This window comes from Micromonospora sp. 15K316, from assembly GCF_004348525.1.
In the GTDB taxonomy this organism is placed as follows: Bacteria; Actinomycetota; Actinomycetes; order Mycobacteriales; family Micromonosporaceae; genus Micromonospora.
This window is the reverse complement of record NZ_SMKG01000060.1, coordinates 15,066-29,287: the sequence shown is the minus strand read 5'-3', so window position 1 is coordinate 29,287 and position 14,222 is coordinate 15,066. Positions and strand designations below refer to the sequence as shown.

10 protein-coding genes are annotated in these 14,222 nt (G+C 73.1%); 7 read left to right on the top strand and 3 right to left on the bottom strand.

What is annotated here, in order from left to right:
• Together rsmH and mraZ are read right to left on the bottom strand one after the other, a co-directional pair.
• Positions 1-1,051: 16S rRNA (cytosine(1402)-N(4))-methyltransferase RsmH (rsmH, locus tag E1211_RS14505; protein ID WP_132349283.1), on the bottom strand; the 1,051-nt coding region annotated here is incomplete at its 3' end.
• Between the two features lie 202 nt (positions 1,052-1,253).
• Entirely contained in the window at positions 1,254-1,685 is a 432-nt protein-coding gene (mraZ, locus tag E1211_RS14500) for a division/cell wall cluster transcriptional repressor MraZ (RefSeq protein WP_132349281.1), read from the bottom strand.
• Between the two features lie 354 nt (positions 1,686-2,039).
• On the opposite strand from mraZ, the gene E1211_RS14495 reads away from it, so the two are divergent.
• From E1211_RS14495 to E1211_RS14480, 4 genes are read left to right on the top strand one after another with little or no spacing between them, the layout of a single operon-like run.
• Positions 2,040-3,287: a MurT ligase domain-containing protein gene (locus tag E1211_RS14495; RefSeq protein ID WP_132349285.1), complete on the top strand. Its 1,248-nt coding sequence runs from the start codon at positions 2,040-2,042 to the stop codon at positions 3,285-3,287.
• Positions 3,277-3,996: a type 1 glutamine amidotransferase gene (locus tag E1211_RS14490; protein WP_132349279.1), complete on the top strand. Its 720-nt coding sequence runs from the start codon at positions 3,277-3,279 to the stop codon at positions 3,994-3,996. Before E1211_RS14495 ends, E1211_RS14490 begins: the two co-directional genes overlap by 11 nt.
• On the top strand, positions 3,993-4,691 hold the full coding sequence (locus tag E1211_RS14485) for a TVP38/TMEM64 family protein (protein ID WP_132349277.1): 699 nt from the start codon (positions 3,993-3,995) through the stop codon (positions 4,689-4,691). The genes E1211_RS14490 and E1211_RS14485 overlap by 4 nt, the downstream gene beginning before the upstream one ends.
• Positions 4,681-5,478 (top strand): aminoglycoside phosphotransferase family protein, encoded by a 798-nt coding sequence (locus tag E1211_RS14480; protein ID WP_132349275.1) that lies wholly within the window; start codon positions 4,681-4,683, stop codon positions 5,476-5,478. Before E1211_RS14485 ends, E1211_RS14480 begins: the two co-directional genes overlap by 11 nt.
• 429 nt (positions 5,479-5,907) lie before the next feature.
• Here the strand turns inward: E1211_RS14480 and leuS are convergent, their stop codons facing one another.
• Positions 5,908-8,772: a leucine--tRNA ligase gene (leuS, locus tag E1211_RS14475; protein WP_132349273.1), complete on the bottom strand. Its 2,865-nt coding sequence runs from the start codon at positions 8,770-8,772 to the stop codon at positions 5,908-5,910.
• A 473-nt stretch (positions 8,773-9,245) separates the two neighbouring features.
• Between leuS and E1211_RS14470 the strand changes: the two genes are divergently transcribed.
• The 3 genes from E1211_RS14470 to E1211_RS14460 are packed head-to-tail and all read left to right on the top strand — an operon-like array spanning position 9,246 to position 14,142.
• A complete protein-coding gene (locus tag E1211_RS14470) occupies positions 9,246-10,298 on the top strand; it encodes a MoxR family ATPase (RefSeq protein ID WP_132349271.1) in 1,053 nt (350 codons plus the stop codon).
• Between the two features lies 1 nt (position 10,299).
• Complete coding sequence (locus E1211_RS14465; RefSeq protein ID WP_132349269.1) at positions 10,300-11,598, top strand: DUF58 domain-containing protein; 1,299 nt, start codon at positions 10,300-10,302, stop codon at positions 11,596-11,598.
• A 60-nt stretch (positions 11,599-11,658) separates the two neighbouring features.
• Entirely contained in the window at positions 11,659-14,142 is a 2,484-nt protein-coding gene (locus E1211_RS14460) for a DUF3488 and transglutaminase-like domain-containing protein (RefSeq protein ID WP_132349267.1), read from the top strand.
• The last annotated feature ends 80 nt before the right edge of the window (positions 14,143-14,222 follow it).

Below are 14,222 nucleotides of genomic sequence, written 5' to 3'. Positions count from 1 at the left end.
CCCCCACGGATCGCACGGACCCCGCCCCCGGTTGGTTCATCGCCCTGACGCGCCGACGGGACCGTTCGCGGTCGGTCCGCCCCTGCCGTTGCGCGTCCGGGTCGATGCGCTCCGCGGCCCGCAGCCGCACCGAGGCGGCGCGCGGGTTCGCGGCGACCTCGAGCTCCCCGGGCAGCTCGGCGCCCCGGCTCAGCAGCCGGAACGTCGGGCCGGTCCCGGGCAGCTCGACCGGGAGGTCGATCGGGCCCGTGCTGCGGACCCGATCGGCGAGCGCCGCCTTGGTGAGCCGGTCCTCCAGCGAGTGGTAGGACAGGACCACCATGCGACCGCCCACGTTGAGCGCGTCGAGTGCGGCCGGCAGCGCCGTCTCCAGCGCCGCCAGCTCCCTGTTTACCTCGATCCTCAAAGCCTGAAACGTTCTCTTTGCCGGGTGTCCCCCGGTTCGTCTGGCTGGTGCCGGAATGGCGTCCCGGATCAGCTCGGCGAGCCGTGCCGACGAGGTGATCCGGGCGCGTTCCCGTTCCCGGAGGATCGCCGAGGCGATCCGCCCGGCGAACTTCTCCTCGCCGTACACCCGCAGCACCCGCGCCAGCTCCGGATGCCCATAGGTGTTGACCACCTCCTCGGCGGTCACCCCACGGGTCTGGTCCATCCGCATGTCCAGCGGGGCGTCCTGCGCGTAGGCGAACCCGCGGTCGGGCGCGTCCAGTTGCAGCGACGAGACCCCCAGGTCGAACAGGATCCCGTCGACACCCGGGTAACCGAGCCGGTCGAGCACGTCGGGCAACTCGTCGTAGACCGCGTGCTCGAGGTGGACCCGGTCGGCGAAGCGCGCCAGCCGTACGCGGGCGTGCGCGAGCGCCTCCGTGTCCCGGTCGAGCCCGATCAGGATCGTCTGCGGATGCGCCTCGAGCACCGCCTCGGCGTGCCCGCCCAGCCCCAGCGTGGCGTCGACGTGGACCGTCCGGTCGCCCCGACCCAGTGCGGGGGCCAGCAGCTCGAGACACCGCTCGAGCAGCACCGGCACGTGCGTGCCGCGTAACTCCCCCATGTCGACCCCCACCGCTGGTTACCGTTCTTCCTTCTCGCGCCCGCGTCGGCCGGCGCCTGCCGCCGTACCGCCAGATCCCCATCCGCTCCCGCCCGTCGCGAGGCCGCGGCCCCCCGAGAGATCGTGCGCCTGGCACCGGGGAAGGGGTGCCAGGAACTCGAAAGCGGCTGGAGATCTCGCAGTACGCCGGGCGCCGTCCGCCCTACAGACCGCCGGGCAGCACCCCCTCCTCGATGTCGGCGAACTCGTCCTCGCTCTCGGCGAGATAGCTCTCCCAGGCGGCCTTGTCCCAGATCTCCACCCGCGTGCTCGCGCCGATCACGACCAGGTCCCGGTCGAGCGCCGCGTATCCCCGCAGGTGGGACGGGATGGTGACCCGACCCTGCTTGTCCGGCACCTCGTCATGCGCGCTGGCGAAGAAGACCCGGCTGTAGGCCCGGGCCGCCTTGCTCGTCATCGGTTGGGCGCGCAACTGCTCCGCGATCCGCTGGAACTCCGGCATCGGGAACACGTAGAGGCAGCGCTCCTGCCCTTTGGTGATCACGACACCCCCCGCCAGCTCATCCCGGAACTTCGCCGGAAGGATCAACCGGCCTTTGTCGTCCAGGCGCGGAGTGTGGGTGCCGAGAAACACGGCCCAACCCCCTCGCCCCTGCGCGGCGTTCGCGGCGCCGCTGACCCCCCGGGCCGGTGGGCCCTCCCGGCCTCACCATTGGGCCCCACTCTACTCCACTTCCCTCCACCTGCAACCAGAAATGCCCGCGTGGCGCGGCCGATCCGCGCCTAAAACCGCACGTCAAAACGGGTGGAGCGGAGTGGGGGGCCGGAGCCGTCCGCCGACCGCGTCCGCTTTCCGACATTGATCGACTCCGTCCGGCGGAGGCGGAATCGGCCGCCCGCTACAGCGCCCCGGCCGAACGGTTCGGCGTCGGTGGCGATCTGGCGAGACCGATGGTCCGGTAACCTCGCTCGCGTGACGGACGCGAAGATGCCCCTGCGGGCGAAGGTGGCCAGCTCCGTGTCCCGGACCGCCGCGGCGCTGTCGCGCGCCGCGGGCCGGGGTGACGGCTCGGTGATCGGCGGATGGATCGGGCTCAAGATCGACCCAGACCTGCTCGCGCACCTCGCCGCCGGCCGGGCGATCGCACTGGTCTCCGGCACCAACGGCAAGACGACCACCACCCGGCTGGCCGCCGCGGCGGTAGGCGTCCTCGGCAAGGTCGCCACCAACTCCTTCGGCGCCAACATGCCCACCGGCCACACCTCCGCGCTGGCCAAGGCGGGCAGCACCCCCTACGCCGTGCTCGAGGTGGACGAGCACTACCTGGCCCAGGTGCTGGAGGCGACCGAGCCGCACGTGGTGGCGCTGCTCAACCTCTCCCGCGACCAGCTCGACCGCGCCAAGGAGGTCGCCATGATGGCGCAGCTCTGGCGCGCCGCCCTGGTCCGCCATCAGGACATCCGGGTGGTGGCCAACGCCGACGACCCGATGGTCGTCTGGGCCGCCACCCCGCCGCCCAACCACGACCACCGGATCAACCCGCCCCAGGTGACCTGGTTCAGCGCGGGACAGCGCTGGCACGACGACTCGTGGGTCTGCCCCGAGTGCGGCTCCACCATCCAGCGCTCCGGTGACCAGTGGTGGTGCACCGGCTGCCCGCTACGCCGCCCCCAGCCGCAGTGGACCGTCGAGGACGACGGCGTGCTGGACCCGACCGGCGCCTGGCACAAGGTCTCCCTCCAGCTGCCCGGCAAGGTGAACGTCGGCAACGCGGCGACCGCCCTGGCGGTGGCGGCGGAGTTCGGCGTACGCCCCGTCGACGCGGTCTCCCGGCTCTCCAGCGTCACCTCGATCGCCGGCCGCTACGCGCAGGTCGAGCGGGACGGTCGCCTCATCCGGCTGCTGCTGGCCAAGAACCCGGCCAGCTGGCTGGAGGCGTTCGACATGGCCGACGTGGCGCCCACCCTGCTGTCGATCAACGCGCGGGACCCCGACGGGCTGGACACCTCCTGGCTCTTCGACGTCGACTTCTCCCCGCTGCGCGGCCGGCAGGTGCTGATCACCGGCGACCGGGCGTACGACCTGGCCGTGCGGCTCGACGTCAACGAGGTGCCGTTCCAGCACGTACGGAGCTTCGACGAGGCGGTCCGCGCGGTGCCCCCGGGGCGCCTCGAGGTCATCGCCAACTACACCGCGTTCCAGGACATCCGAGCGGAGTTGGACCGTGTCAACTGAGAGCCTGCGCATCGTCTGGGTCTACCCCGACCTGCTCTCCACCTACGGCGACCGGGGCAACGCCCTGATCCTCGCCCGGCGGGCGCGCCAGCGCGGCCTGCCGGTCGAGGTGCTGGAGGTCCGCTCCGACCAGCGGCTGCCCGCCACCGCCGACATCTACCTCGTCGGCGGCGGCGAGGACGGCCCGCAGGCGCTGGGCGCGCAACGGCTGATCGCCGACGGCTCGCTGCACCGCGCCGTCGCGCAGGGCTCGGTCGTGTTCGGCGTCTGCGCCGGCTACCAGCTGCTCGGCAACTCGTTCTTCGCCAAAGGCACCAAGTGCGCGGGGCTGGAGCTGCTCGACATCACCTCCGACCGGGGCGAGACGCGGGCCGTCGGCGAGCTGGCCGGCGACATCGACGCCCGGCTGGGGGTGCCGCCGCTGAGCGGCTTCGAGAACCACGGCGGCCGTACCCACCTCGGGCCGAGCGTCTCCCCGCTGGCCCGGGTCACCGCCGGCGTCGGCAACGACGGCGCCAGCGAGGGCGCGTGGCGCGGCAAGCTGCTCGGGACGTACTCGCACGGGCCGGCGCTGGCCCGCAACCCGGCCCTCGCCGACCTGCTGCTGCGCTGGGCCACCGGCATCCACCAGCTGCCGCCGCTGGACGACACCTGGCCCGACCGGCTCCGGTCCGAGCGCCGCGCCGCGGTGGCCGCCGCCCGCGCATGACGCCCGCCGTCCGGCGGCTGCTGCGGCAGCCGTCGGCCGTCCGGTTCGCGCTGCTGCTGTTCGTGATCGCGGCCTGCGCCGTGCTGCTGCTCGTGGTGCCCCGGCCGGATCCGTCCGAGCTGCCCGGGCTGGCCGACCGGCTCGGCGGCTTCGCGCCGGTCGCGGCGGTCCTCGGCGGTGCGCTGCTGCTGGTCGCCCTCGTCCCGCGCACCTTCATCACCCTGGCCTCGGGTGCGATCTTCGGTCCGTTCGAGGGCGCCGGGTACGCGCTGACCGCGGCGCTGGTGGCCGCCGCCGTCGGGTTCACGGTCGGCCGGCTGCTGGGGCGGGAGTTCGTCGCCGCCCGGGTCCGTGGCCGACTGGCCCGGCTCGATGGTTGGTTCGCCCGGCAGAGCGTGCTCGGGGTGATCACCGTCCGGCTGCTGCCGATCGCCGGGTTCGGGCTGGTCAGTTACGGCTACGGCACCACGGCGGCGCGGCTGCTGCCGTTCCTCGCCGGCAGCGTGATCGCCGCGGTGCCGAGCGCGTTCGGCTACGCCGCGGTCGGCGCCGCGGTCACCTCGCCGGGCGATGTCCAGTGGTTCGCCGTGGCCCCCGCCGGCCTCGGTCTGCTCGCCGGCGCGGTACTGGTCCGGCGGCTCTGGCGGGCGGAGCGGCGTCGGCGGACCGCGGCGGGTCCACCCGATGACAGGTAGCACGGACTCGGCCGGCGGCCCGGCTCACGTCGAGGCGGCCCAGCCGCTTCCCGGCGGCTTCATCGCCGAGGTGGTCCGCGTCGGCGACAGCGTCCGGCGTACGGCGCCGGAGGGCGACGACTTCGTGGCCGCGCTGCTCGCGTATCTCGCGCGGACCGGCACGGAGCTCGCGCCCCGGCACCTCGGCACCGACGAGCACGGTCGGCAGATGCTCAGCTACGTCGACGGCCGGGTGCCGTGGCGGGACCGCGAGGATCCGGCGTACTTCGCCGACCCGGCGCTGATCGCGCTGGCGGGGCTGATCCGGCGGCTGCACGACGCCTGCGCCGGCAGCCCGCTGGCCGGGGCCGCCGAGACGGTCTGCCACGGCGACCTGTCGCCGAAGAACACCGTCTACCGGGACACCCCGGACGGGCCACTGCCGATCGTCTTCCTCGACTGGGACCGGGCCGGCCCGGGGCGCCGGATCGAGGACGTCGCCTTCGCCTGCTGGCACTGGGCGGAGCTCGGCGACGAGGCCGACCCGACGGAACTGGCCCGCCGCTGCGCGCTGCTCTGCGACGCCTACGAGATGCCGGCCGAAGGGCTGCTCCCCCGGGCCGAACTGGTAGGCGTCATACTCGACCAGGTCGAGGGCACCTGGCGGGGCATCGCCGCCGGCGCCGAACGGGACGAGCCCGGCATGCGGCGGTTGCGCGCCGCCGGGGTGGTCGAGACCGTACGCGGCTGGCACGACTGGTTACGCCGGCACCGCCCGACGGTCGAGGCCGCGCTCGACCTGGCCTGATCGGTTCGACTCGCCTCGCTCGTGTTGTGGAAGCCCGGCTCGGACCATCGCCCCGCGAAGCCTTTCGAGCTGATGTCGGCAACGACTCGAACGCCCGACGCCAACTCCGACTCACCCGGCGATCGAACTGACCCGTTCGGATCGGTTGACCCGCCCGGTTCGGGTCAGCCCGCCCGGGTCGGGTTGATCCACTCGACATCCAGGAAATCGGGGCGATAACCCGCCGTTGAAACCGCGACTTCAATGAAGTCGAGTTGACGATGCCGGCGGCTGGCCGCGTGAGTCGTCGGTGACGTCAGTTCCATAGGCGCGGCGACCGGGTACGGCCACCGGCCTCGACGGCGGTGCCGCAAACCCCGCGCGGCGCACCGGCCGACCGGCACGAACCCGCCGTGGGCGCGCCCGACAAGGGCGCGCCCACGAGCCGGTTCAGGCGACGACCGAGACCATCCGGCCCTTCACCACGATGACCTTGCGCGGCTCCTTGCCGGCCAGGCTGGCGGCCACCGCCTCCAGGGCGGCGGCGCGGACCGTCTCCTCCGGTGCGTCGGCCGGGACCTCGACCCGGCCGCGGACCTTCCCGTTGATCTGCACCGGGTAGGTCACCGTCTCGGCCACCAGCAACGCCGGGTCGGCGACCGGGAAGTCCGCGTACGCCAGCGAGGCGTCGTGCCCCAGCCGCCGCCACAGCTCCTCGGCCACGTGCGGGGCGAACGGCGCCAGCATCAGCACCAGCGGCTCGGCCACCTCACGAGGCGTGGCCGACAGCCGGGTCAGCGCGTTGGTCAGCTCGATCAGCTTGGCGATCGCGGTGTTGAACCGGATCCCCTCCATGTCGGCGCGGACCCCGTCGACCACCTTGTGCAGCAGCCGCCGGGTGGCCTCGTCGGCCGGCTCCTCGGTGATCCGCAGCGCGCCGGTCTGCTCGTCGACGACGGCCCGCCAGACCCGCTGCAGGAACCGGTAGGAGCCGACGACCGCCCGGGTCTCCCACGGGCGGGACACCTCCAGCGGACCCATCGACATCTCGTAGACCCGGAACGTGTCCGCGCCGTACGCCTCGCACATCTCGTCCGGCGTGACGACGTTCTTCAGCGACTTGCCCATCTTGCCGTACTCGCGGTTGACCGAGGCGTCGCCCAGGTAGTAGCCGCCGTCGCGCTCGACGACCTCCTCGGCCTGCACGTAGCTGCCCCGGGAGTCGGTGTACGCGTACGCCTGGATCATGCCCTGGTTGAACAGCCGGCGGAACGGCTCGAAGCTGGAGACGTGGCCCAGGTCGTACAGCACCTTGTGCCAGAACCGGGCGTACAGCAGGTGCAGTACGGCGTGCTCGGCGCCACCCACGTACAGGTCGGTGCCCCCGCAGTCGCCCTCGCCGCGCGGGCCCATCCAGTACCGCTCGTTCTCCGCGTCCACGAACCGGTCGGCGTTGGTCGGATCCAGGTAGCGCAGCTCGTACCAGCAGGAGCCGGCCCACTGCGGCATCACGTTGGTCTCCCGGGTGTACCGCTTCGGGCCGTCCCCCAGGTCCAGCTCGACCTCGACCCAGTCGCGGGCCCGCGACAGCGGCGTCTCCGGGTTGCTCTGGGCGTCCTCCGGGTCGAAGGTGCGCGGCGAGAAGTCGTCCACCTCGGGCAGCTCGACCGGCAGCATCTCCTCCGGCAGCGCGATCGCGGCGCCGGTCTCGTCGTACACGATCGGGAACGGCTCACCCCAGTAGCGCTGCCGGCTGAACAGCCAGTCGCGCAGCCGGTAGGTGACCGTGCCCCGGCCGTGCCCGTTCGCCTCCAGCCACTCGATGATCCGGGCCTTGGCCTCGGCGACCGCCAGGCCGTTCAGGTCCAGGCCGCGCTCGGGCGCGGCGCTGTTGATCGCCGGACCGTCCCCGGTGTACGCCTTGCCGTCGAAGCCCTCGGCGGGCTGCACCGTCCGGACGATCGGCAGGTCGAAGACCTCGGCGAAGGCCCAGTCCCGCTCGTCCTGAGCGGGCACCGCCATGATCGCCCCGGTGCCGTAGCCGGCCAGCACGTAGTCCGCGATGAAGATCGGGACCTGCGCGCCGTTGACGGGGTTGGTGGCGTACGCCCCGACGAAGACGCCTGTCTTCTCCTTCGTGTCGGCCTGCCGCTCGACGTCCGTCTTGGCCGCGGCGGCCTTGCGGTACGCCTCGACGGCGGCCCGCGGGTTGGCGTGCCCGCCGGTCCAGGACTCCTTGGTCCCCTCCGGCCAGGCCGCCGGGACCAGCGCGTCGACCAGCTCGTGCTCCGGCGCCAGCACCATGTAGGTGGCCCCGAAGACCGTGTCCGGCCGGGTCGTGAAAACAGTGACGCGGGCTTCGCCCGCGGCATCGGAATCACTTGTCGAGGTGGGAAAGAAGATGTTCGCGCCCTGGGACCGGCCGATCCAGTTGCGCTGCATCAGCTTGATCGCCTCGGGCCAGTCCAGCGTCTCCAGGTCGTCCAGCAGCCGATCGCCGTACGCGGTGATCCGCATCATCCACTGCTTCAGGTTCCGCTTGAAGACCGGGAAGTTGCCCCGCTCCGAGCGGCCGTCCGCGGTGACCTCCTCGTTGGCCAGCACCGTGCCCAGGCCCGGGCACCAGTTCACCGGCGCCTCCGAGACGTACGCCAGCCGGTGGTCGTCGACGATGCTCCGGCGCTCGGCCACGGACAGCTCGGCCCAGGGGCGGCCGTCCGGCGTCGGCCGGTTGCCGCCCTCGAACTCCGCGACCAGCTCGGCGATCGGCCGGGCCCTCTTCGCGTCCTGGTCGTACCAGGAGTTGAAGATCTGCAGGAAGATCCACTGGGTCCAGCGGTAGAAGTCGACGTCGATCGTGGCGACCGACCGGCGCTCGTCGTGGGCCAGCCCCAGGCGGCGCAGCTGCGCCTTGTACCGCTCGATGTTCGCCACGGTGGTGGTACGCGGGTGGGTGCCGGTCTGCACCGCGTACTGCTCGGCGGGCAGGCCGAAGGCGTCGAAGCCCATCGCGTGCAGCACGTTCCGGCCGGCCATCCGCTGGTAGCGGGCGAAGCAGTCGGTGCCGATGTAGCCCAGCGGGTGGCCGACGTGCAGGCCCGCCCCGGACGGGTAGGGGAACATGTCCAGCACGTAGAGCTTCTCCGCGCCGGCCCGGGGGTGGCCGGGGTCGGCCAGCGGCCCGGTCGGGTTGGGCGCGTGGAAGGTCCCCTCCCGCTCCCAGATGTCCTGCCAACGGTGCTCGATCTCGTCGGCCAGGGCCGCGGTGTACCGGAACGGGGGGATGTCGCCCGCCGGTGCGGCTGCCTCACTCATCGCGTCTCCTCGCGTCGCTCGGCGCGGTCGTCTCGTGCGGTCTGCTGATGCTCACCGCCCGCCCGCCCACCGGCTGGCGGGCGACGGGCACAAAAAAGCCCCTCACGCAGGAGGGGCCGCCGTGCTGTCGCGCGTTCAGCGCATCAGCACGGCTCGCTAAGAAGCAGGAAGACTCCGGCCATGACGGCAGTGTACCCCCAGCTCCGGTGGGGCCGGTGGCCCGCCACCACGCCTCGCCGACGCCGGCCACCGGGCGCGCGGACCCCGCCTCGACGGCCGTACGGTCCCCCGACCTGACGAATATTCGGGGCGTAACCGGCGGTCTGACCGCGGGGGTCGGCGATCACGACAAACATGGTTAGCCTGAGAGGCCAGTGAGATTTGTGCGGCAGACGAGGCTCGGCGTCGCGAACCCAACGACGGGTCCAGGTGCTCTTAACAGAGCTGCCGTTCCGGCGACGAGGAGGAGGCCCGTGACACAACAGACCTGGGACGAGGTCGGCGGCCTGCTGCCGCACGACGAGTTCCGTGCCGCGAGCGAGGCCATCGTGGCCAACATCGAGCAGGTCATCGAGGGCAAGACCGCCACCGTACGCCTCGCCCTGGCGGTACTGCTCGCCGAGGGGCACCTCCTCATCGAGGACGTCCCCGGCGTCGGCAAGACCAAGCTCGCCAAGGCCCTGGCCCGTTCCATCGACTGCTCGGTGCGCCGGATCCAGTTCACCCCCGACCTGCTCCCCAGCGACGTCACCGGGGTCAGCGTCTACAACCAGGAGACGCACGACTTCGAGTTCCGTCCCGGCGCCGTCTTCGCCAACCTGGTGGTCGGCGACGAGATCAACCGGGCCTCGCCGAAGACCCAGTCGGCGCTGCTGGAGTGCATGGAGGAGCGGCAGGTCACCGTCGACGGCGTGACCTACCAGTTGCAGACGCCGTTCATGGTGATCGCGACCCAGAACCCGATCGAGATGGAGGGCACCTACCCGCTGCCCGAGGCGCAGCGCGACCGGTTCACCGCCCGGATCGCGATGGGCTACCCGGACGTCGGCGCGGAGCTGGCGATGCTCGACGGCCACGGCGCCACCGACCCGCTCGACCAGCTGCGCCCGGTCTCCGACGCGGCCACCGTCCGGCGGCTGATCGCCACGGTCCGCCAGGTGCACGTCGCCGACGCCGTCAAGCAGTACGCGATCGACCTGGTCACCGCCACCCGCGAGGCTCCCGACCTGCGGCTGGGCGCCTCCCCCCGGGCCACCCTCCAGCTGCTGCGCACCGCCCGCGCGGTGGCCGCCCTCGAGGGGCGCGACTACGTCCTCCCCGACGACCTCCAGGCGCTGGCCGTGCCCGTGCTCGCGCACCGGATCATCCCCACCGCCGACGCTCAGCTGGCCCGGCGTACCACCGACGCGATCGTCTCCGACCTGGTGCACCGGCTGCCCCTGCCGAACGACCGCAAGCGCTCCCCCTACGACACCCGCCCCGCCGGCGGCAACGGCCGCGGGCCGTACGAGCCGCGGAGGCCGTGACGTGCGTGAAGGGCTGCGCGGGCTGACCACCCGGGGCCGCTCGTTCCTGGCCGCCGCGGTGGCCGCGGCCGTCTCGGCCGGGATCCTCGGTGAGAAGGACCTGCTCCGGGTGGCCGTGCTGCTCGCCGTCCTGCCCCTACTGGCCGCCGCCTACGTCGGTCGCAGTCGCTACAAGCTGGCCTGCAACCGGTCGCTCGACCCGCACCGGGTGCCGGTCGGGGCGAGCTCTCGGGTGGTGCTGCGGCTGCAGAACATGTCCCGCCTGCCCACCGGCACCCTGCTGCTGGAGGACCGGCTCCCCTACGCGCTGGGCAGCCGGCCCCGGGTGGTGCTGGAGCGGCTCGGCGCGCACCAGGCGAGTTCGGTGGCGTACACGGTCCGGGCCGACGTCCGCGGCCGCTACGAGGTGGGGCCGCTGGTGGTGCGCCTGACCGACCCGTTCGGGCTCTGCGAGCTCAGCCGCGCCTTCCCCAGCATCGACCACCTGACGGTGATCCCGCAGGTCACGCCCCTGCCGTCGGTCCGGCTGCCCGGAGAGTACGCCGGCAGCGGCGACAGCCGCGCCCGCTCGGTGGCGGTGCACGGCGAGGACGACGCCGCGACCCGGGAGTACCGGATGGGCGACGACCTGCGCCGGGTGCACTGGAAGTCGACGGCGCGCACCGGCGAGCTGATGGTGCGCCGCGAGGAGCAGCCCTGGGAGAGCCGGGCGACAGTGGTGCTGGACACCCGCGCGTACGGCCACCGCGGCGACGGTCCGACGGCGAGCTTCGAGTGGGCGGTCTCCGCGACCGCGAGCATCGCCGTGCACCTGCGCCAGGCCGGCTACAAGCTGCGCCTGGTCACCGGGGCCGGCGCGGACGTGGACGCCACCGAGGGGGGCGGCGACGGCCTCCTGCTCGACCAGCTCGCCGAGGTGCGCCTCGACCAGCGGACCGAGGTGACCGAGCTGGTGCAGCGGGTCCGCCAGCGCTCCGACGGCGGCCTGATCATCGGCGTTTTCGGATCCCTGAGCACCGCCGAGGCGGAGCTGCTCGCCGGGCTGCGCGCCAACGGCGCGACCTGCGTCGGCTTCCTGGTCAACAGCTCCACCTGGTTGAACCTGCCCGACAAGGCGCGCGCCGAGGCCGAACAGACGCACGAGGCGGCGGCGCTGTCGCTGCTGCGCAGCGGCTGGCGGGTGATCGGCGTCGACCACGGCACCCGCCTGCCGGCGATCTGGCCGCAGGCGGGCCGCGGCTCGCAGGGGTTCGCGCTGCGCGCCGCGCTGGCCGAGACGGTGGCCGGCGGGGTGCGATGAGCGGGCGGGTTCGATCCGCCCGGCGCGACGAAGCAGTGGCATGAGGGGAGGGACCGGGTCATGACCCGCCATCGGAATCTCGGCCTGGTGGCCGCCGGTGCGACGCTGCTCGCCGCGGCGCCGCTGTCGGCCATCTTCGAGCACTGGACGTGGCTGATCGAGTCGGCCATCGCGGTCGGCGTGGTGGCCGGGGCCGCCGCGCTGGCCCGGGCGCTGCGGGCCCCCCTCTGGGGTCAGGTGCTCGGCATGCTGGCGGGGCTCACCCTGGCGCTCACCTGGCTCTTCCCGGCCGGGAGCGAGATCCTCGCGGTCCTGCCCACGCCGGCCACCTTCGCGCACTTCAGCGAGCTGCTGGGCGGCTCGGTGCGGGACATGCGCTCCTACGGCGTGGAGGTGCCCGACACCCCGCCACTGCTGTTTATCACGGTGCTCGGCGTGGGAGCGGTGGCCGTCGTGGTCGACCTGCTCACCGTCGGGCTGCGCCGCCCGGCCCTGGCGGGCTTGCCGATGCTCGCCATCTACTCGGTCCCCGTCGCCGTCTACGTGGACAACGTGCCGCCGGTCCCGTTCGTGATCGGCGCCGTCGGCTACCTCTGGCTGCTCGGCGCCGACAACGTCGACCGGGTACGCCGCTTCGGCCGCCGGTTCACCGGTGACGGTCGGGACGTCGACGTCTGGGAGGCTTCTCCGCTGGCCGCCGCCGGCCGGCGGCTCGCGGTGCTCGGCGTGGCGGTGGCGGTGCTCCTGCCACTGGTCCCCGTGCCGGGAATGAACGGCAGCCTGCTCGACTCGCTCAGCTCCGGCAACGGGAGCGGCAACGGCACCGGCCGCCCCGGCCAGGGCGGCGCCCCCGGAAAGATCGACCTCTTCGCCGCGCTCAGCGGCCAGCTGAACGAGTCCGAGGTGGCCGACCTGGTCAAGGTCACCACCAACGAGCCGAGCCCGTTCTACCTGCGCTTCGGGGTGGCCGACGAGCTGAAGTCGAGTGGCTTCGAGGTGACCAACCCGACCGGACGGCCGGTCACCCGCGACCTGCCCAACCCGACCGTCCGGGACGTGGGCGGCGTCGAGCGACGGCAGTACGAGGCGACCGTCGAGGTCACCCGGGACCTCGACATGCCGCTGCTGCCGGTCTACTCCGAGCCGATCCGCACGGAGGACCTGAACTCGAGTTGGCTCTACGACGACGACCGGCAGATCGTCTTCTCCAACCGGGAGAACTCGCGCGGCAAGCGCTACTCGTTCGACTACGTCCGGTCGACGTACAGTCCGGCGGCGCTGCGGGCGGCGCGGAAGCTGCCGGCCGACCACCCGCTGGTACGGCGGCAGCAGACCAAGACGCCGCCGGTGCCGCAGGTGACGGAGCTGGTGAACCGTCTCGTCCAGGGCAAGGCGACCGAGTACGACAAGGTCCGGGCGATCTACGACTACTTCTCCTCCGACAACGGCTTCAGCTACCAGTTGCGCACCGAGGGCGGCACCAGCGGCGAGGACATCGTCGACTTCCTCACCAACAAGGTCGGCTTCTGCCAGCAGTACGCGGCCGCGATGGGGTGGTTGGTCCGGGCGGCCGGCATCCCGGCCCGGGTCGCGTTCGGCTTCACCAGCGGCAGCAACCGCAACGGCAACACGTACACCCTCACCAACCGCAACCTGCACGCCTGGACCGAGGTCTACTTCGACGGGATCGGCTGGGTGCCGTTCGACGCCACCCCGGCGTACGGCGTCCCCGGCTCCACCCGGTCGACCTGGGCTCCGGACACCGACGCGCCGGATCCCCTCCCGGATCAGCCGGGCGCGCCGAACACCGGAACGGATCCCGAGGAGTCCCCGGGCGCGGTGGGCTCGGAGCGGGAGGACCAGGACACCGACGCCGGCCTCGCCCTCGGCGAGGAGACCCCCACCGAGCAGGCGCCCGTCTGGCCCTGGTGGGCCGCGGGTTCGCTGTTGCTCCTGCTGGTGCTCGCGCTGCCGGCGCTGCGCCGTCTCGCGTTGCGCCGCCGTCGCGGTCGCCGGGCGCCGGCGGCGGTCGCCGCCACCGAACCGGACGTGGGCGTCGGCCCGGCGGCCGGCCGGCGGATGGTGGTGGTCGGCGCCGACGCCGACCAGGCGCGGGCCGACGCGCACGCGGTCTGGGACGAGCTGCTGGACACGCTGGTGGACTACCGGGTGCCGGTGGACCGGACGGAGACCCCGCGGGCGACCGCCGACCGGCTGATCGGGGGCGTGCTCAGCGGTCACGCCGAATCCGTCGACGCGATGCGGTTGCTCGGCCGCGCCGAGGAGCGGGCCCGCTACGCGCGGGATCCGCTCACGGGTGAGCCGTTGGCGCCGGCGCTGCGCGCGGTCCGGGGCACCCTCGCCGCGGCCGCCGGCCGGCGTACCCGGTTGCTCGCGGCGGTGCTACCGCCCTCGGTGCTGCAGCGCTGGCGGCTCACCGTGGCGGACGCCTCGGGGCGGATGGTCGCGGTGACCGGTCAGGCCCGGCACCGCCTGCTGCGGTGGAACCCGCGCCGCCTGCTCGCCGACCGCGCGGCCCGCTGACCGGTCGGCGGCGCGTGGGGTGACCCGGCCGCTCAGTGCCGCGCCCGGCTCGACGCGCGGCCCGGCGACCGGTCGGCAGC

Bases quoted from the DNA above. Each gene is read 5' to 3' on its own strand.
- E1211_RS14495 (WP_132349285.1), top strand. From the start codon at position 2,040: ATGCCCCTGCGGGCGAAGGTGGCCAGCTCCGTGTCCCGGACCGCCGCG.
- E1211_RS14485 (WP_132349277.1), top strand. From the start codon at position 3,993: ATGACGCCCGCCGTCCGGCGGCTGCTGCGGCAGCCGTCGGCCGTCCGG.
- E1211_RS14480 (WP_132349275.1), top strand. From the start codon at position 4,681: ATGACAGGTAGCACGGACTCGGCCGGCGGCCCGGCTCACGTCGAGGCG.
- leuS (WP_132349273.1), bottom strand. From the start codon at position 8,772: ATGAGTGAGGCAGCCGCACCGGCGGGCGACATCCCCCCGTTCCGGTAC.
- E1211_RS14460 (WP_132349267.1), top strand. From the start codon at position 11,659: ATGACCCGCCATCGGAATCTCGGCCTGGTGGCCGCCGGTGCGACGCTG.